At 59.2% G+C, this 19,413-nt stretch carries 14 protein-coding genes and 1 pseudogene; 5 read left to right on the forward strand and 10 right to left on the reverse strand.

Going from position 1 to position 19,413, the window contains the following annotated elements; genetic code table 11:
- Positions 1-328 precede the first annotated feature (328 nt).
- Positions 329-1,507 (reverse strand): TlpA family protein disulfide reductase, encoded by a 1,179-nt coding sequence (locus AC04SI_RS25525; RefSeq protein ID WP_488475098.1) that lies wholly within the window; start codon positions 1,505-1,507, stop codon positions 329-331.
- 349 nt (positions 1,508-1,856) lie between these two features.
- Between AC04SI_RS25525 and AC04SI_RS25530 the strand changes: the two genes are divergently transcribed.
- Entirely contained in the window at positions 1,857-2,114 is a 258-nt protein-coding gene (locus AC04SI_RS25530) for a hypothetical protein (protein WP_488475099.1), read from the forward strand.
- Between the two features lie 731 nt (positions 2,115-2,845).
- On the opposite strand, the gene AC04SI_RS25535 is transcribed toward AC04SI_RS25530, so the two are convergent.
- The 9 genes from AC04SI_RS25535 to nifH form a co-directional block, all read right to left on the reverse strand.
- Positions 2,846-3,733: a universal stress protein gene (locus AC04SI_RS25535; protein WP_488475100.1), complete on the reverse strand. Its 888-nt coding sequence runs from the start codon at positions 3,731-3,733 to the stop codon at positions 2,846-2,848.
- A gap of 107 nt (positions 3,734-3,840) precedes the next feature.
- On the reverse strand, positions 3,841-4,545 hold the full coding sequence (locus tag AC04SI_RS25540; RefSeq protein WP_488475142.1) for a response regulator transcription factor: 705 nt from the start codon (positions 4,543-4,545) through the stop codon (positions 3,841-3,843).
- Between the two features lie 108 nt (positions 4,546-4,653).
- Entirely contained in the window at positions 4,654-5,133 is a 480-nt protein-coding gene (locus AC04SI_RS25545; protein ID WP_488475101.1) for a NifX-associated nitrogen fixation protein, read from the reverse strand.
- A 17-nt stretch (positions 5,134-5,150) separates the two neighbouring features.
- On the reverse strand, positions 5,151-5,648 hold the full coding sequence (nifX, locus tag AC04SI_RS25550; RefSeq protein WP_488475102.1) for a nitrogen fixation protein NifX: 498 nt from the start codon (positions 5,646-5,648) through the stop codon (positions 5,151-5,153).
- Positions 5,614-6,996 (reverse strand): nitrogenase iron-molybdenum cofactor biosynthesis protein NifN, encoded by a 1,383-nt coding sequence (gene nifN, locus AC04SI_RS25555; protein ID WP_488475103.1) that lies wholly within the window; start codon positions 6,994-6,996, stop codon positions 5,614-5,616. Before nifN ends, nifX begins: the two co-directional genes overlap by 35 nt.
- A gap of 9 nt (positions 6,997-7,005) precedes the next feature.
- Positions 7,006-8,496, reverse strand: coding sequence for a nitrogenase iron-molybdenum cofactor biosynthesis protein NifE (gene nifE, locus AC04SI_RS25560; RefSeq protein WP_488475104.1), 1,491 nt, complete (start codon positions 8,494-8,496; stop codon positions 7,006-7,008).
- A gap of 62 nt (positions 8,497-8,558) precedes the next feature.
- The gene (gene nifK / locus AC04SI_RS25565; RefSeq protein ID WP_488475105.1) at positions 8,559-10,100 is read right to left on the reverse strand and encodes a nitrogenase molybdenum-iron protein subunit beta; all 1,542 of its coding nucleotides are present in this window, start codon (positions 10,098-10,100) and stop codon (positions 8,559-8,561) included.
- 132 nt (positions 10,101-10,232) lie between these two features.
- Entirely contained in the window at positions 10,233-11,735 is a 1,503-nt protein-coding gene (gene nifD / locus AC04SI_RS25570; RefSeq protein ID WP_488475106.1) for a nitrogenase molybdenum-iron protein alpha chain, read from the reverse strand.
- Between the two features lie 100 nt (positions 11,736-11,835).
- The gene (nifH, locus tag AC04SI_RS25575) at positions 11,836-12,729 is read right to left on the reverse strand and encodes a nitrogenase iron protein (RefSeq protein WP_488475107.1); all 894 of its coding nucleotides are present in this window, start codon (positions 12,727-12,729) and stop codon (positions 11,836-11,838) included.
- A 1,060-nt stretch (positions 12,730-13,789) separates the two neighbouring features.
- Here nifH and AC04SI_RS25580 point away from each other — a divergent pair.
- The 4 genes and pseudogenes from AC04SI_RS25580 (at position 13,790) to AC04SI_RS25595 (ending at position 19,349) form a co-directional block, all read left to right on the forward strand.
- Positions 13,790-14,944: an efflux RND transporter periplasmic adaptor subunit gene (locus tag AC04SI_RS25580; RefSeq protein ID WP_488475108.1), complete on the forward strand. Its 1,155-nt coding sequence runs from the start codon at positions 13,790-13,792 to the stop codon at positions 14,942-14,944.
- Positions 14,945-16,891, forward strand: a complete 1,947-nt coding sequence (locus tag AC04SI_RS25585; RefSeq protein WP_488475109.1) for an ATP-binding cassette domain-containing protein — start codon at positions 14,945-14,947, stop codon at positions 16,889-16,891. It abuts the gene before it with no gap.
- A 625-nt stretch (positions 16,892-17,516) separates the two neighbouring features.
- A pseudogene (locus AC04SI_RS25590) lies at positions 17,517-17,642 on the forward strand (IS6 family transposase); the annotation flags it as partial.
- Between the two features lie 1,173 nt (positions 17,643-18,815).
- Positions 18,816-19,349: a redoxin family protein gene (locus AC04SI_RS25595; RefSeq protein WP_488475110.1), complete on the forward strand. Its 534-nt coding sequence runs from the start codon at positions 18,816-18,818 to the stop codon at positions 19,347-19,349.
- Positions 19,350-19,413: the final 64 nt, after the last annotated feature.

Genomic DNA, 19,413 nt, shown 5'->3' on the forward strand with positions numbered 1-19,413 from the left:
CCTCATCAGTGCTCTACCTCGATGGACGATTTCTGTTTTCGTGGGCGTCTACTTCGGGCGCATTTGCGCAGCCGACGCCCGGCTCGGGGCAGCCGATTCCACGCGATTGATGTCCCCGTGGCCGACCTTGAAGACGTCCTAGACTGCGACGTCTTCCACTGCGGTGCGAATTCGCGTCGAACATCACTCCTGCCGCGATGCGGCTGCAGGTTATCGCAAGATTCGAGTCTCGAACCCGCTGCAAAAGATCCACCTTGTTCTGCATGGACCCTGCTTGCAGCGGCCACGCCTGAAAAATGGAAGAATTGGCCAGTAGACATTCCGACCATCACCCCTTTTTTTGTTTTCTCCTCGGCTTTATCTTTTTCCTCGTCCGGACACGCTTTGGCACCTCGCGAAAATTGTTCTGGGGAGCCGCACAGAGAGCGCCGTAGCAGACGTTTCCACCCCTGTAGTTGGCGAGGGCCTGCAGCAAATCCGGCAGATGCTGCTCTTTCAGTTCAGGCTCCGGACTGTCGAGCGACGTCAGTGCCAGTTCGACCAACTCGATCGCGCGATCATCGTTGCCGTTCTCGTGATAGTATCGGGCGACCGCGGGATACGACCGGAACTTAGGGCTGTCGCCTTGCGGGGGATTCAGCGCCAGGATGTGTTCGGACAGTTCCTTGCCCATGGCGAAGCGCTCAGCAGGGGGAAGGCGCGAATGGTCATTGGCCGGATGGAAAAGTTGGTCTAGCGCCGAAACCATCCAATCCTCGGAATTTTTGTCGATCGCGTCGCGAACCAATTGGCGCATCACGGGCAATCCGGTCCACATGTCTTGTATTTTGTGAAGCAACAGATGTGCATGAGCCAGGCGGAAATTGAGGTCGTCCGGCATAAAGGCGATGCCCTCTTCGATCGCCGTGAGCGCTCTCTTCCAATCCTCTTGCTCTACCGCCGCCCAGAACCTGTCATCGATCGGCTTCTTCAACGCTTGTTCGCGCGCCAGGGGTCCGCTTGTGGCGATCCGCTGCTGATCGGCGGCTTTCGCTTTGTTGCTGGTACGCCAGCTGCCGTTGAGCACTTTCGGCAAAACCTCATCGAGTTGGCTCGGATGACCGATAAAGGCGATGCAGCCGTCTCGGTCGACCACGAACGAGGTCGGAATCCCGACAGAAAAGCTGGGCTCCCTCCAAAGCTTCTTCATTTCGCCTGTGAAGTCGAACGCGATCCGATAGTTCAGATCCGGGCACTTTTCGGTCAGCCATGCGTCCAGCTTGGTTCGGGCCTGAAGGGCCGTTGGAGCGTCTTCATCAGCGGCCACTCCGACGATCTCAAGTACGCTGTCCTTGTATGTCTCCTGCAGATGCACCAGATGGAGCATCTCCGCCACATATCGTCCGCACCAGGTTGCCCAAAATTCGACGATATAGACTTTGCCGGGCTGGAAGTTCGCGAGAGGCTCGCCACGCAGCCAGTCCTCCACTTTGATCGAAGGAGCCGGTGACCCCATCTGCAATACCATGTTGCTCTCCAAAGCTGTTGCCAAAGGTTGCGTGACCTTATGCGTGAGCTTGTTCCCCCTTTCAGACGGGACACGAGGGTTCGAGGAAGGGAGAGCATCGGTCGTCTTGCGCATCTGCCTGCAGTCAGCCTTCACTCAGTGTTGCTGAATCTCAAATCGCAAAGGCCGTGCCAACGCGCTAGCGCGCTCTAAACGCATGATTACACCTTAAAAAACCTCCGGGTGCCCAAGTGGCCGGTTGTATTGGACGCGACATGTTTTCTGCCACTGTCAGGTCTTGGACACGCTTCGCGTCGCCAGAGCGTGGCCACGGACGACTCGACATATATTCGGGCTAAGGGACGAGCAGATGGACATCATGACTGCGTTGGCTACCGCCAGGCTCGTCATCATCCCTCCTCATGCCTTGCTTGAGCTTGCCGTTTCGGTCGCTCAGGCGGTAGCGGAACGCCATGTGCGATTGCAGGGGCCGCTCCATCCGGGCATCGCCTCTGCCCTGCCTTCTTCCGCTTTGCGATTGAATTCCTGGCTAGCGACGCAGGAGTTCTTCACGACGAAGCCGGTCATGTCCGGCTGCGGGTCGCGAATGCCGCCATCGTCGGATTGACGATGATAATCGTGGCGAAGAGGGCCAGCATGAGTGCCGGCATGTGCCGGCACGGTAACCTCTCCCGGATTCCTCCTTTTGTCGTTCTGTGTCCCTGTGCACAGCCGCTACAGGGACCGCCTGGTGCGAATGTGAGCGTTGTCGGAATTGACCAGCCAAAAGACCGTGCGGTCGCGCCACGCGGCTCGGGCCGGACCGACTGAAAACGCCGAAGATGCGGCCGTCCTCGCCGCCAGCCCGGCTACCATTCCGTGATCTTTACCGTCGATTCACGCCCACTACGCCCAAGAGCACGACCGTTCCGACTCGAAGTTGATGGCCTCGGCCACGGCACGGCCATTTCGTTGTTCAGCTCCCAGCCAGGAGTGAGGGAGATCGTAATAGCGTCCATGTGATGCCGCTTCGGGTCCGAACTCGGCCTGCCGCTCTGAAACGACTCTCTTTCTCGGCCTGACGCCGACCTGCGAAGCCGTGGTTTTGACAGCATTGAGGAGCGCCTGCACCTCTGCGCGGCCGTTGGTCTCCGCGTTACGGATCATCTCGGGTGAACAGAACCCCCGAGACCGCGCTAGAGACGTTCGGCAAGTTCTCGGCGACGGCATGTCGCTGATGGGCTCCGAGGAGCTTCGCGAAATTTGCGCATTTGCCGCGACCTTTCTGCGAATTGGCATCGCGATAGATAGACCCAGCAAGTAGAGCGTCGAACAGCATCGGCGCCACTGCGGAACCAGTCAGCGAGCCAAAAACAGCGGCAGTGACGGCTTCCCAACTATCCATCTCGTCACGCCGCCGAAGAGCCGTTCACGCAATCGGCGATTGCCATAAGCGCCCATGACGATCATGTCGGCAGACGTGTCAATTGCGTGCTGCGCGAGCACCGTTGCCGCCGGTTTGCCGGCGCTCGGCAGCAGGTCGACCGACACCCGAGCACCGTGCCGAGTAAGATAGGCAGCGATGTCGGCTCCAGGCTCGGCGCAGTTTCCGTTGCACGTCGCCTCCGGATCGACCAGCGTGACACGAACGTCCTCAGCACCACATAGGAGATCCAGCGCTTCGCGAACCGCGCGGGACGCCTCGACTCGCGAATCCCAGCCGACCAGCACGCGCCGCGGTGAGAGCGTCGCCTCGGCGCCCTTTGGGACGACAAGCACCGGCTTTCCTGTATCGAACAGGCTGCCGTTGATAGCAAAAGGTCCGAGCCTATCGTCGTTGAGAAGCGAGGGGCCGACGATTGTCAGGTCGGCGCAGAGAGCCCGTCTTCGCACCACCTCACCGATGGTGGCCTCATCGCAGTAGTTGGTATCGACGTCATAGCAAAGCCACGTGGCTCTCAGCAGTGTCTGAATTTCCCTGGATGTTTTTTCCAGTCTGGCCATGTCCTGTGAAAATCTCTCGATCTGCCTAAACCGTTTGTCCAGTCTGGCGATGGCCTGTGCGCGTTGTCGAGGCCACTCGGGGATGCCATCGCCGAGCAGCGGAGACGGCATAACGAGCGGGGGAGGCGAAATTACCAATACGGAAAGATACGCGCCGACTTCGGCACACAAGCTGGCAGCTGTTCTGACATCCTGATCGGAGTGATCAGACCCCGTCACACAGAGTATGCTTCTGAAAGCCATTTGACTGCTTCTTTCTGGATATGTCGTCCCTGCCGGCGCGTTTCGAAGCCGCAAGACTTGCCCTCGGCACGGCGGAAATGGGGAGTGGCACCACATTGCTTATCTATTCAGCCGTCCGGCCACTCGAGCGAGTAGCCGGCCGACCTGATCGTACGAATGACGCTGGAGGGCGAGGCCGCCTTCAGCGCCTTTCTGATCCGGCTGATATGGACGTCGACAGTGCGTGGTCCGATATGGATATTGTTCGGCCAGGCCGCGGCGATCAGCTCATCCCGGCTGAAGACCTTGCCGGGAGCCTCAAGAAAATGCCGCAGCATGTTGAACTCGATCGGTCCGAGATGGATGTCGTGGCCATTGCCACGAACCCGGTGGGCGTCGAGCCTCATTTCAAGGTCCCCACAGGAGAGCCAGCCACCGTTTTCAACCCCGTTCGGACCCCGCTTCGTCAGCGCCAGCCTCGCCCGTAGACAGTCGAGCAGCTTGGCCGGGGCGATCGGCCGCACGAAGCTTTCGTCAATGCCTGCCTTTAGGAGATCGAGGTGCTGGTTCTCGGCGCCGGGCGCGATCAGGGCAATAATGGGCAGGCGGCCGGTCCGAGGCTCCCGCTTGAGCCGGGCGCAGATTGCGGACCCGGTTATGCTCGCCGGCCCGCAGTCCAGCACCACGGCCTGGAATTCCCGTTCGTCGGCCATTGCAAGTGCTTCCTTCGCGCCACCTGCCGGTTCACTGGAGAAGCCGTCCACCTCCAGAATGTGGCTGAGGAACAGATAGAACTCCGCATCTTGCGAACAGATCAGGACGAGTGGCTTCATCAGCGCTACCCCAAGAACCGCATCGGCCTGGACCGCGTCGGCTGCGTGGGCTGGCCATTGCTGCTGCTCAAGACCTGACATGACCCCTTTGCTCGAAAATCCGTTTCATCACGCCCGCGCCACGTCGGGATAGGTTTCGATGGCTGCGATGCCATCGCCGACCAGTTTCGTGCCGGCCGCCGCGAGCTTCCAGAACGTCTCGAAGCCGAACCGATGGACGTCTCGCAGGGTCTTCGACAGAACGACCAACCGCCCAGTTGTGAAAAGCACGCGCCCGAAGCCCTCATGGCTCATCTCCATCATCGGCGATGCCATCAGGCCGCAGCGCTCCTCGATCGCAAGCCCGACAGCGGCGTAGAACTTATCGAGTCTCCACAGCACGTCCGGATCGGGATCGCCGATGATAGGAATCGCACGGCGCTGCTCCCTGGTGATGATGAAGTCGCCCAGAAGCTCGGCATCCGGTTTGCCTTCCCATGATCCATGGGAATCCTGAGCACGTACCAGCCGCAGGAGGCATTTGACGAAGGGGGTGGCAAGGGCCGCCTCGTCCTCGGCGACGGCAGGGCTAACAGCGGCGTCAAACATTTCGCCTTCTCCTCGTTTCAGTCCTCGTCCTCGAAGGACGGCTTCTTGTCGGCGACGCCTGCTTCCGCCAGCACCTTGCGCAGCCAGGGCGGAGGACACGTCCTGAGCATCATCTGCGTGCGCAACAGCACCTCTTGGATGCTTTGGGGCTGCGGGACCTTGATTGGATGGATTTTTGCCGAAACAACCTTGGCTGCCGAAGGTCCGCCGATCGCCAGACAAAACAGGAGATGACAGCCCTTCAGCGCCTTCACCTTCGGCGTGATGCGGTCATCGCCCTCAGTCCGATGCTCCCCGCTCTCATCGGAAACGTCATCGAAGGCCACGACTTCCACGAGATCCCACTCCTCGCGCGTCACGTCGTAGATGGCAAAGCGCTTGGCCGACCCGAAATGGGCATTAAGGTCCTTCATGTCTTGCGTAGCGATCGCCACGCGCAATGCACCAGCTTGTCGTTCAAACATCAGACCGTGAACCTCGTCAGTGACGAGTGAGAGGCGGCGGACGGGGCCCATCTGGCGTTTCTCGCTTGCGGAGGGGATCAAGTTCTTCAGGTGTCGGCGCCTGCCGGTTAGACTGGAAAATATTGGCAACCTCGAAAACCAGGTCGCGGGTACCTCGATAGAGGATCGAGAGCTTGTGCTGGCTGCCGAGCCGGTCGAAGATCGGGAAGCCGACGCGCATGAGCGGGATGCCAAGGCGTTGCGACGCCTGGCGTCCATGGGAATGAGTGACCAGAAGATCAGCGCAGTCGGCAAGAGCTTCCAAATCGCCGAGATCGCCGATCTGAACCGACTCCGCCGGTACTTTTTCCAGAATTTTCGACATATCGGTCGTGGTGACTGCCGCCGCGATTTCGGAGCCCATGCCGATGAAGAAGGTCGCGAGTTGGTAGAGTTGGTCCGGTTCAGCAGCGATCGCAATTTTCTTGCCTCCGAAATGGAAATGTCCGTCGAGCAACGCATCCTGCAATTGCGCCCGGCGACGGCGCACCCGGGCCGGCACCGCGGCGCCCGAAATCGCGGACAGCAGCGAGACGAAGCGGTCACCCTCCTGCAGTCCAGTCAGCGACTGGAACAGCACGTAAGGCACGCCGGTCAACCTCCACAGCAGCTCGGCCGGGCGGCGCATATGCTCACCGATAGCGATGCACTGCTCGGCCGTGCCAAGCGCCCGGATATCCTCGACGCTGGTGCCGCCATAGGTGGTCGTGACCCAACGGTCACGAACCGTACCGTCGAGCGAGCCGGAGATATCAGGCAGAATCACGGGCTTCAGTCCAAAGCTTTCAACCATCTCACGCAAATGCTCGATATCAGCCACAGTGAGGTTCCAGCCGGGCAGGATCACGATCTTCTTCGACTGCCGCGCCTGCTTGCCAGGCCGCGTAATCCTTTCGATCATCGCGGTCACAGCCTTAGCCCAGCCATCTTCGATCGCACCGTCGAAGTCCGGTGTGTTGGCTAGCACCACCTCCGTACCCGCGAGTTCTTCCGTGCGCCTCAGCCTGATATTGGCGATATCTCCTGCGCAGTCTTCGCCCCGGGTTTCCACCAGCGCCGTCGTGCAGACCCCGATCAGCTTTGGCTTTGTGCGGGCCTTGAGGTTGAGGATCGCCTCTTCCAGATGCTCTGCCCCGCCGAGGATCGTCGCCACTTCGTCCATCGCGGTGGTCTGCAGGGGGATGGCTTCCTTGAAATGCCGCACGAAGAGCACGAGCGCGAAGCTGGTGCAGCCTTGGCTGCCGTGGAATAACGGCATCGCACCATCGATCCCAAGAAAGGCGAAGGCGGCACCCAGCGGCTGCGACGACTTCAGCGGATTGACCGCGGCGGATTTGGTCTGGGGAAGGATGCCGACCATCGGCTTTCCTCAACACTCGCCGAAATCGTCGGCCGTCGTGCCGGCGAATTTCTTGAGAGCCCGGACAGTCGCGGTCTCGCTCTTCGTGCTCGGCGGTTCATGCTCCACAGCAGGCTGGCAATCCCACGGTGGCGGCTGCCGCACCTGGCACCAGATCGGGTTATGAATGGCGAGGTCGATCTGGCGCACGAGTTCCACCATACCGTCATAGCCGGCATAAGGGTGTTGGCGCTCCTGGTTGATATCGAGCCAGGGTGTCTTGGCTTTCAGCGCGATGAATTGCGTGCGCCCGCCCGACAGCATGATGTCAGCCTTGTGTTCCGAGAGCATGGCGTAAAGCTCGCGCGGTGCCATCTGCTCGAACATGTGGTTGTCGTCCTTCAGGATCTGCTTGATGCGCTCCTTGTCTTCGACAGTGGACTTCTTGACCGAGGTGCCGACGATCTCGATGCCGATCTCCATCAGCGCATGGACGACCGACCAGGACTTCACACCGCCGGTGTTGAGCAGCACGCGCTTGCCTTCGAGCCTAGGCCGGTAGGCCGCGAGCTTCTTCCAAGCGATCGCCTCCTCCTCTGCAATCAATGCCTCGGTGCGGCCGAGGATCTCCGGATCGGCACCCTTGTTCACGAGCAGCTGAGAGATTTGTCGGAGCGCTTCCGAGGTGTCGGTGATGCCGTAGAAGGAGCCCTCGAAAAACGGGATGTCCCAGCGCTGCTCCATCTTGCGGGCGAGATTGATGAGCGCGGTCGAGCACACGATCATAGTCGCCCGGGCGCGGTGCGCGCAGGCAATGTCGAAGTACCGCGCGTCACCCGGAATGCAGGCGCGCACCCGGATCCCGAGCCGATCCAGCAGCGGTTTCACCAGCCAGAATTCGCCCGAGAGGTTGAATTCGCCAAGGATATTGATGTCGTAAGGGCCGGCATCGTCGGGCTCCACCGTGCCGATGACATGATCGAGCAACGCCTCGGCGGCGAGCTTGTTGCCGAGGTTCTTGGAGCCGACCAACCCGGGCGCATTGACCGGCACAACGGCCAAGCCGAATTTTTCCGCCGCGCGCTTGCAGACGGCCTCGATGTCGTCGCCGATCAGCGCCGTCACGCAGGTCGAATAGACGAAGATTGCTGGCGGCGCGTAAGCTTCCTTGATCTCGCGGATCGCTTTGAAAAGCTTCCGCTCGCCCTGCCCCATCACCACGTCGAGTTCGGTGAGGTCGGTTGTGAAGCTCGTGCGCCACAGCGTTGGCCCGGACGAAGCCGCACCGCGGTTGTCCCAGGAATTGCCCTCGCAGGCGAGCGGCGCATGGATCAGGTGCGCGACGTCGGTGATCGGCTGCAGCACGATCTTGGCGCCATCGAAGGCACAGCCGCCGGCTGCCGCTCCCGGCGTCAGCGGCTTTGAGCAGCCCTCTTTACGCGCCCTGGCATCCTTGCCGCGGTTCTTATCGCAGGCGGGCTCGTTGAAGACATCCTGGATTTTCGCACTGAGCGAGGACATTGCGTCGGTCTCCAAAGTCCATTGGGCAATGGACGGCCTCGGCAAAAAGCCGGCCGCCGCTCTTAGCGGGTCAGGTCATAAGAATAGTCCGTCACCCCCGTCACGCTCGTCTCGCGATCGAGCTTGTCGAAGATCTTGTCGAGGATCGTCGTCAGGACGCGCAATCCGCCTTGGTAGCCCATGAGCGCAAAGCGATGGTGATGGTGCCGGTCGAAGATCGGAAACATCAGCCGGATCAGCGGCGTGCCGGTGTCGCGCTCCAGATACTTGCCATAGGAATTGCCGATCAGCAGGTCCACCGGCTCGGTGAAGAGCAGCGAACGCATTGCCCACAGGTCCTTGCCCGCCCAGACTTGAGCGTCCTTGCCGAAGGGCGAGGATGCAAGCAGTTCCTTCAACTCGGCTTCCCATGCCGGGGTGCCGTTGGTGGCGAGGCAATGGGTTGGCTCGCCGCCGGTCTCCATGACGAACCGGGCCATGGCGTAGACAAAGTCCGGATCGCCGTAGATGGCGTATTTCTTGCCGTGCAGCCAGGACTGGCTGTCGGCCATGGCATCAACCAGTCGGCCGCGCTCCAGGCGGATTGCCTCGGGGATTTCCTTGCCGGAAAGCGCCGAGACCTTCATCAGGAATTCGTCCGTCGCCTTGACGCCAAGCGGGTAATGGAACGAGGCTGTCGCGTGTCCGACTTCTTTGCAGTAGTCCAGCGTTTTTCGGGTGTTGTAATACTGCAGCGACAGTGTCGCCTCGGCGTTGAGCGCCTTCTTGACGTCTTCGATCTTCGTGCCGCCGTCATACATGCGGTATTCGCCGTCCGACGGCGTGTCGAACTGGTCAGAGGCGTCCTGGATGAAGGTGTAGGACACGCCCATCAGGTCGAGTAGGCGCTTGAGTTCCCGGTTGTTGCCGACGCAGAAGCCGTCGAAACCCGGAATGATGTTGATGGTTCCCTTGGCTTCCGTGCGCTCCTGGCCTTTCCAGAAGTGCTCCAAAATGCCTTTGACCATGCCGTCATAGCCGTCGACATGGCTGCCGACGAAGGCCGGCGTGTGGGCAAAGGGCACGTCGAAGTCGCGCGGGACTGAGTTTTCGTCCTTGGCGTTCTCGATGAAGCTGTGCAGGTCGTCGCCAATGACCTCCGCCATACAGGTGGTCGAGACAGCGATCATCTTCGGATCGTAGAGCTGGTAGGTGTTGGCAAGCCCGTCGACCATGTTCTTCAGGCCGCCAAATACTGCCGCATCCTCGGTCATCGAGGAAGAAACCGCCGAAGCAGGCTCCTTGAAATGGCGCGACAGGTGCGAGCGGTAATAGGCCACGCAGCCCTGGCTGCCATGTACGAAGGACATGGTTCGCTCGAAGCCCGCGGCCGCGAACACCGCACCGAGCGGCTGGCAGGCCTTGGCGGGGTTCACCACAAGCGCTTGGCGGGCGAGGTTCAATTCGCGGTATTCCCACGTCTTGGTGAATTCGCGTTGATCGGTAACGATCTGATCCGGGTGCGGACATTCGAAATTCAGCTTCTTCTCCGCCAGCATCTGCCTGTATTCCGGCTCGCGGAACAGGGGAGCGTGGTCGAGAATTTTTTCAGCCGACTGCGGCATGGGTGGTTACCTCTTTCATCTGGCCGCGCCATAAGGCAGCTCAGGGACGTCGAGACGTTTCAGGTGTCCCGCGGATCACGCGGCCGCGGGCGTTCGTCGTCTCCCTGGGGAGACTAGGCTAAGGTCAGGCGTTTACTCGGCAGCCAACGCTTGCCCACGGCTCGGGCTCTTTTTCCAGGGGGCCTCGAATAGGTCCCAGACCGGATTGTTGATGGCAAGATCCACGTCGCGGGCGAAAATGGCAAAGCCGTCATAGCCGTGGTACGGTCCGGAATAATCCCAGGAGTGCATTTGCCGGAACGGTATGCCCATCTTCTGCACCGGGTACTTTTCCTTGATGCCCGAGCCGACCAGATTAGGGCGAATCCCCTCGATGAACTTCTCCAACTCGTAACCGGTCACGTCGTCATAGATCAGCGTGCCGTTCCTTACGTAGTGTCCGGTGCGCTGATAGTCGTCATTGTGGGCGAACTCATAGCCGGTGCCGACGATCACCATGCCGAGATCTTCGTAGGCCGTGATGACGTGACGGGGTCGCAGGCCGCCGACATAGAGCATGACGGTATTGCCTTCGAGGCGCGGCCGGTACTTGGCAATGACCGCATCAACAAGCGGTCTGTACTTGGCGATGACCTTCTCGGTTTTCTCCTCGATTTCAGGCCCAAAATGCTTGGCTATCTTGCGCAGAGAGGATTCGATCTGAGAGGGGCCGAAGAAATTGTACTCCATCCAGGCGACGCCATACTTTTCCTCCATGTGCCGGCAGATGTAGTTCATCGACCTGTAGCAATGGATGAGATTGAGCTTGGCCTTCGGCGCGCGCTCTATCTCGGCGAGTGTCGCGTCGCCCGACCAGTTGCCGACCACGCGCAGCCCTATCTCCTCGAGCAGGATGCGCGAGGCCCAGGCGTCGCCGCCGATATTGTAGTCGCCGATCACGTTGACGTCGTACGGGCCGGCCTCGAACTCCACGTCCTTCTTCTCGAAAACCCAGTCGCGGATCGCATCGTTGGCGATGTGGTGGCCCAGCGATTGCGAGACGCCACGGAAACCCTCGCAGCGCACCGGCACGATCGTCTTTCCGTGCTCCTCGGCCTTTTTACGGGAGACCGCTTCGGTGTCGTCGCCAATCAGGCCGATCGGGCATTCGGATTGCACGGTCATGCCGTTGTTGAGCGGAAACAGTCCCTCAATCTCGTCGATGATCTGTTCCAGCTTTTTGTCGCCGCCGAAGACGATGTCCTTCTCCTGGAAGTCGGAGGTGAACTGCATCGTCCCGAACGTGTCGATGCCGGTCGTGCCGACATAGTAGTTGCGGCGCTGCGACCAGGAATACTGTCCGCAGCCGACCGGGCCGTGCGAGATATGGACCATATCCTTGACTGGACCCCACACCACGCCTTTAGAGCCGGCATAGGCGCAGCCGCGAATCGTCATCACGCCGGGAATGGACTTGATGTTCGATTTGACGTCGCATTCGGAGACGACCTCGCCTTCCTCGCCAGCCTCGTCCCCGCTCTTTGCGACGCTGAGGTGCCTTTTGCGGCGCTTCGCCGCCTTGTCGGGATATTGCGACAGCACCTCCTCGATAAGCTTCGCATGGAGAGTGCCGTCATTCTCGTATTCCAGGCTCATGGGACCCCTTTAAAGGTTTGGGTGACGCCTCACTGACGAGTGGCGCCGTTCTTTGAAACGCGAGTCAGCTCAAGGCCGCGCCTTGTGGCGGCAGGGAGGGTTACTGGGCGACCGCCTTTGCGGCTTCCTTGGACTGAAGCTCGGCAAGCATCTGCTCGTCGGTCTTCATGATGCCGAAGTCGAGCAGCATGTCCTCGAGCTCCTCCATGGTGATCGGGGTCGGGACGGTGCCCTGCCCCGAATTTCCATGGATCTTCTCGGCCAGCGCGCGGTATTCCCCCGCCTGCTTGGAGTCCGGCGCATACTGGATCACCGACATCTTCCTGAGCTCGGCGTGCTGGACGATGTTGTCGCGAGGCACGAAGTGGATGAGCTTGGAATTGAGCTTGGCAGCCAGCGCTTCGGCGAGGTCGAGCTCGCGGTCGGTTTGGCGCTCGTTGCAGATCAGGCCGCCGAGCCGCACACCGCCCGAATGGGCATATTTCAGGATGCCCTTGGCGATGTTGTTGGCGGCATAGAGCGCCATCATCTCGCCGGACATGACGATGTAGATTTCCTGGGCCTTGTTCTCGCGGATCGGCATCGCGAAACCGCCACACACCACATCGCCGAGCACGTCGTAGGAGACATAGTCGACATCGTCGTAGGCGCCGTTCTCCTCGAGGAAGTTGATCGAGGTGATCACACCGCGCCCAGCGCAGCCGACACCTGGCTCGGGGCCGCCCGACTCCACGCACTTGATGCCTTTGTAGCCGATCTTGAGCACGTCCTCGAGTTCGAGGTCTTCCACCGAACCTTCCTCTGCCGCGAGGTGCAGGACCGTATCCTGCGCCTTCGCGTTCAGGATCAGTCGGGTGGAGTCGGCTTTGGGGTCGCAGCCGACGATGAGGATTCTCTGCCCGAGGTCGACAAGGGCGGCGAGCGTGTTTTGGGAGGTGGTGGACTTGCCGATGCCGCCCTTGCCGTAAAAGGCGATCTGACGCAAACCTGACATGTAGCTTTCCTTCCTTCGTTCCATCCATCGCGGCTGCCCGCGACATGAATGCCGGTCGGGCAGCTCTCGCCGCCTCGCACTTAGGGTCTCAAGACTCGTGCCAATTTGGTTGATTGGACCAAGGAAAAACTTAGTGTTTGCTTTTCAACGGTTTAGGCTGAGGGCAGACAAGCGATTGCCTGAACAAGCCTGTGTAGCGGACCCGACAAAAGCGACAGAAGTGTCGGATGGCGCTGATCGAGACCGCTACGGGTCGGTAACCGGAGCATCTGAGATGACTTTCGTCGAGAGACCTGCAGCAGGGACCTCGGTCCACGCGTACCTGTGTATCCCTCCAGGCTGCTATTGAGCCCGCGCGGTTCGACGCCCGCAACATGGATACACAAGTCCTTCGCCTTCGGCCGGGCCACAAGCACAACCCTGTCGGCCTGTGGGAGAATTTGCCAATCGAAGCTCGGGTGAAATCAGCGAGCGGAAAGCGCAGAGCACGCGGCAAATCACGGCGTCGATTGCGATCTCTATGAACTTATTCCCACGTCGGCGAGTCCAGCAACCTGCACCAAATGCGCCGAAGAATCCCATATGTTGTCGCGTTTCAGCCATAAAGTTGGCATGCGCATTGCAGGGCAATCAGTGAAGGGTTCGTAGTGGGCTCGTGGTGGCAACAAACATTGAAACCTTTGAGGTGCGCTTGGGAAGACGAATTTTCTGAAGTCGATGCGTCTTTTCGCCAACATATAGACGGAGTGCTACACAAACTCTTGGGCAAATCATATGTAAACGTCATTTACGTGTTGACATGTTGAACAATTTCTACTTTTGATTTTTATCAAGTATCTTATGCTCCATGTTTCTTCGTATTCCGTATTGTTACCAAGCGCACTTCGTAAACTCACGTATCGCTCGGTCAAGAAATTGAACTCACTCACATAACATTTTTGCTATAGATAAATGAGTTCCATAAGTCAAATTGGCGCTTAATATTCCATCCTTGGGTTAGAAAGTGTTTGAATGTTACTTACCGTTATCAAGCGTAAACGGAGAGAATTAGGGAATCTAGATGGAAAAGAAGTCAACATATGCTCCAATGGCGATCGCCTCGATGGTTTTATTTGCAGCGTATCTTTCTTTTTTTTCGGCACATTCTGCGGAGAGCTCGCAAACCGACGAAATGACGGCGATTGTCACGCGAGGTTCAGTTGAAGAGGTCGTATTAGCCCAAGGCACTCTAGAGCCAGTCTCAATGGTCCGCGTTGGCGCCCAGGTATCAGGCCAGATCAAGTCGATCCGTGTTCGAGCCGGCCAGACCGTCATGCCCGGAGACCTTCTGGCGGAGATCGACTCTATTCCACAGCAAAATGCCCTTAGAATCGCGAAGGCGAAGGTTGAGGACATGAAGGCCCAGCGGGATGTGAAGCAAATAACGCTACGTCTAGCGGAACCCGACGCCCGGAGACAACGTGGCCTCACTGAGAATAGATTAGCCCCTAAAAAGGCGTTCGAAGAAGCTGAAGCAAAATACCAGACGCTATTGGGGGAACTGGCCTCGCTGGAGGCCAAGATTAAGCAGAGCGAGGTCGACGTTGAGACAGCGCAAGCCACGCTGGCATACACGCGGATAACCGCACCCATGAAGGGGAAGATCGTAGCAGTCCCGATCGAGCTTGGACAGACGCTCAATTCTGTGCAGACTTCGCCAACGGTCGCCGTGATCGCGACCCTTGACGAGATGGTGGTAAAGATCCTGATTTCCGAAGTCGACGTCTGGCGAACAAGGCCTGGTCAAGACGCCTGGTTCACGATCCTCGGAGATCCACAGACTCGCTACCACGCTCCGCTTGAGGCGGTTGAATATGCACCTCCGTCGATAGCCGAGGAGAGGACGCAGGAGCAGAAAACGCAGGATCGCTCGGTCTATTACCACGGCGTGCTCAGGGTGAAGAATCCAGAAGAAAAACTTCGAACCAAGATGACCGCCCAAGTGCGGATTTCAATAGGGCGTGCTGATGATGTCCTACTTGTGCCATGGGCGGCGCTTTCGCTGCGGCAGGCGGACGGATCATATTTAGTCAAGGTGAAGGGTATAAACGGCAAGGTGACAGAGCGAACGGTTCGGACTGGCTATACGGACATGATTCACGCTCAGGTGCTTGAAGGCCTTGGTCAAGGAGAGACCGTATTGCTCGATGTATCCGCGCCAAAGAGCGCGAGCTGAATGATGCATCTGGTAGAGCTCCGCGATCTCGGCCGTTCTTTCACCGTAGGAGGAGAGACCGTCGAGGCGCTTACGGGAATCAATCTCGAGATAAAGCGCGGCGAATTCGTTGCGCTTGTGGGGGCGAGCGGTTCCGGCAAATCGACGCTTATGAACATCCTGGGGTGCTTGGATGCGCCGACGGCCGGCACTTACGTTTTGGCCGGGCAGGATGTGTCGGCTCTTGGTCAGGACGCGCTCGCAGGACTCAGGCGCAGGCATTTCGGCTTTGTGTTTCAGCGGTATCACCTACTGAACTCACTGAGCGCAGTATCGAACGTCGAGGTGCCGGCGATCTACAACGGCGTTTCGAAGTCGAAGCGGCAAGCCCGAGCCCGGCGATTGCTAACCCAACTCGGTCTGGAAGATCGGCTCCATCATCGCCCTATGGAAATGTCGGGTGGGCAGCAGCAGCGCGTATCGATTGCCCGAGCGTTGATGAATGGGGGAGAGATCGTTCTTGCAGATGAGCCGACAGGGTCGCTCGATTCGAAGAGCGGGGCGATTGTTCTGGACCATCTGAAGACCCTTCATGTGGAAGGACACACCATTGTCATGGTTACACACGACATGGGTGTAGCTCGACACGCCGACCGGATCGTCGAGATCAACGACGGACAGATCGTCTCCGACCGACGCAACGTCGCGACCGTAGCACCTCTATTGCCCGGTCTCGTCGATTTCGCGGAAAAGGCCGGTTTCCTGACAAGCTTCCTCAGAAGAACGTCCGAAGCCGCCAGAATAGCATTCCGATCGATTGCTGCACATCGGCTGCGTAGCGCCCTTACTCTGCTCGGAATCGTCGTGGGCATCATGTCTGTAATCGCCGTCGTTGGTCTCGGTGAGGGTGGCCAGGCGGTCGTTGTCGATCAGATCAACAGCCTTGGCGCAAACTCGATCAGCATCTTCCCTGGCGCCGGCTGGGATGACCGCAACCGCGGAAATGTCGATACGCTCACTCCCCACGATGCGGCCGCCCTGGCAGAGCAATCTTATATAGACAGTGTCAGTCCGCTGGCTTGGGATACCGGGCAGCTCATGTTCGAGAGCAGGACCGTCGACGGAGTAATCAAGGGAGTGAGCAACGCCTACTTCGACATCGCGCAACTTCCTTTGACGCAAGGCAACCGATTCACCGGCGGTGAAAATCGCGCTCTGCAGGAAGCGATCATCGATAACAACATCCGACGAACGTTCTTCGGAAATGCAAGAAGCCCGATTGGTGAGATCCTGTTCGTGAAGGGTGTGCCCTTTGTGATTGTCGGCGCCATTGGAGAGCTGGGCGGATCCTTAGGGCAGGACGAGCGCCCGCAGGTGTTGATTCCGCACATGAGCACATTTTCCCGCATCTCGGGCTCGCAACGGCTGCCCGAGATAATGGTCCGAATCAACGAGAGCGTTGGCACGGACGTCGGCGAGAAAGCCGTGATAGCGTTCTTGGAGAAACGTCACGGGACACGGGATTTCTTCACATACAATAGCGATCGTATACGACGGTCGATTGAGAAGACGACGCGAACTCTCTCGATGCTCTTGGTGTCTATCGGAGCTGTTACGCTGTTGGTCGGAGGTATCGGCGTGATGAATATCATGCTGGTGTCGATCACCGAACGCACCAACGAGATCGGCTTGCGGATGGCTGTCGGAGCCCGGGCGAGCGATATTATGTTGCAGTTTCTGATCGAGGCCCTTGCCATCACTACCATGGGGAGTTGCGCGGGCGTCGCCCTCGCCTTCGGCCTTGGCGCGCTCGCCGACTCCTTTGGAACACCTATTCCAATGGTGATCTCGTTGCACGCAGTCAGCGTCGGTTGCGCCATGGCTGTTGTTGTCGGTGGGGTCTTTGGCTTTTTTCCTGCGAAGAAAGCGGCGCGTTTGAAGCCCATCGAGGCATTATCTCGCGATTGACTGGCGCTTACCACGACAAGGACGTTTCTTCCGCGCACGTCAACTGGTCTCGTCTTGCTCTGAATGGCCCAGTTTGCGGCATTAGATCCCTCGGGGTGGAACGCCGCCGGAGCTCCGCCAGAGTGAGGCGGCTAGACCCCCCACGCATCGCGCTGGACGGCATTCTCAAAAACTGCATACGCAATTTTGAGAACGCCGCCACACCAGCCGGACCAGTTTCATCCCTCCCAGACCAGGTCCGGCAGGCTTGTTGCCCTGCCACTAGCCGCAGAGATAGCGCGAGGTCGGCCGTTCCAGGGCTTGCCCAGAACCTGGAAGGCCTGGCTTCGGTTGGATCGCTCCCGACTGTCCTCGCGCCATGCCAGCTCGGCGACGTGCCAGTCGGTGGATGCCGAAATAGGCGCGCTGGAGATCTTGGATATGATTCCGGGTATCTGCAAGAGGTGGGAATGCTCGCGAGCAGACGGGTTCTGGTGGGCGTGGAGCTGCGACGAGCCGAGTCCTCCGCAGTAGGAATTACGATGGTGGGCACGTCACGCGAGACGCGCCGATGCAGTCATAAATTCCGCAACGGCGTTGTCACAGTATCTTCTTGAGGGGTAGGGGTCGACGCCGGTTCATATAGATCAGCTACGAACGCCACCGCTTTCGCGCCGAGATCATTGCCCATGCGGTGTGGCTTTATTACCGGTTCCCTTTGAGCCTGCGCCTGGTCAGGAAATGCTTTCTGGAGCACGGGATCGTCGCCGCTCTATCCGGCGGACACGCTTGTCATGCCTGCCGCACGAAGCGCTTCATCATGATCCGCTCTGCGGGCCAATTGGCGATCTGCCATCGCCGTCCGCGGCGACAGAACCATCGAAGCAGGATGGGTGCCGAGGCGTATCGTCTGTGTTGCACCGCCCCACCCTCTCGGACGTTTGGTCGGGCTTCCGACATCTTGTCCAGCTTCGGACAAAAGAGGGTCATCAAATTACCTGTTCAAAACGGCTTTCGTCTTTGCCGAGTATGAACCGAGGCGCAGGCCGCGACCGCAAGGTTGCGGAATAACGGGTGATCGATGCAAGCATTGTTGATGCCGGAATCGCCGCGGCGCACGCTTGCGTCGAAATGATGCCCGAGAAGTTTAGCCTGACGAGATCGCCATCTTAGCCGGCTACGCTTGGCTCCGTAGCGACTCCTCGTCCGTTGCTCGTGACCACCGGCGGCGTCAGCGCCGAGGAACGCGCCAGCCTGTAATCTGGTCGGCACGGAAGTGCTGATTGCGCGACATTCAGGTGCGATTTGGAAGCGGAAGCGCGCCGTCCGTCCATGACACAGCCGGCGATTACCTCTTGGATCTCCAACGGAACACCTCAGGCGATGCAGTTGGGGTCAGCACCTTTGCTCGGTGCCCGTGAGGCAGCGACTACGGCGCAGACGCGCCTTGGCGAAGGCAGGGCCTCCTGCTCAAGCAAATTGCTGCGAAAGAAGTGTGATCCCCGCTTTCAAGTCAAATGGCATGGCGCTTGCGCCACACGAATTAGAACCCATCACGAAGCACACCGAACGCTACGAACGAAACCATGGCTGACAGGCGAAGCTCCAGACAAGCACCTGAGAAGACCGCGTCCATTCCGGTTCAAAATCGGGACCTTGTCCGCTCCAAACGTCCGTGCTGGGCAGATCTTCCGCGCGCGGCTGGTCCGAGCCCGTCACCCCAATGCGTGGCGCCCCCCCAAGCGGTGCGGAGTCACTCAGATCACTCTAGTGATTTCGTGCGGGTGACGCAGACGAGGAGCCGAGACGTTCCCATGCACCCGGGATGGAAAAAGGAGGTGGGGAGCCGAAGGCCTTATCTCATGCCCGGCATGCGAGCCTTAGCTCGGTACTGCGCCAGCCCCAGCCAAAATCCAATGCGCCATTTTTTTAGAGGAGCAAGTTGATGACCGTTCAAAAGAAGGTTCCCTTCGTCACCTTTCTCACGCGTGTACGCGATGAGTCAGTCCAGGGGCCAAATCCATATCGCTGGGAAGAAAAGACATCCGACGACTACTTTGTTGGCAAGCGCGTCATCCTGTTCTCGCTGCCTGGCGCTTTCACTCCGACCTGCTCGACCTACCAACTGCCCAATTTCGAAGACCTCTATGATGAGTTTGAGAAGGCGGGAATTGACGCGATCTACTGCGTCTCCGTGAACGATGCCTTCGTCATGAATGCATGGGGGAAGTCCTTGGGCCTGCAGAAGGTCGAGCTCATCCCCGATGGCTCAGGCGAGTTCACGCGCAAAATGGGCATGCTGGTCGCCAAGGACAATCTGGGCTTCGGGATGCGCTCCTGGCGCTACGCCGCCCTGATCAACAATGGCGTGGTGGAGCAGTGGTTCGAGGAGGAAGGTTTCTCCGACAACTGCGAGGCCGATCCCTACGGCGTCTCATCCCCGCAAAACGTGCTCGAAACGCTGAAGGCCGCCGCATGACCTAGCAGACGTCTCACCGATCCCATTACGCGCGGCCAAGAGCCTCCTCGACAGGATCATCGCT

This window comes from Mesorhizobium sp. CNPSo 4689, from assembly GCF_057784325.1.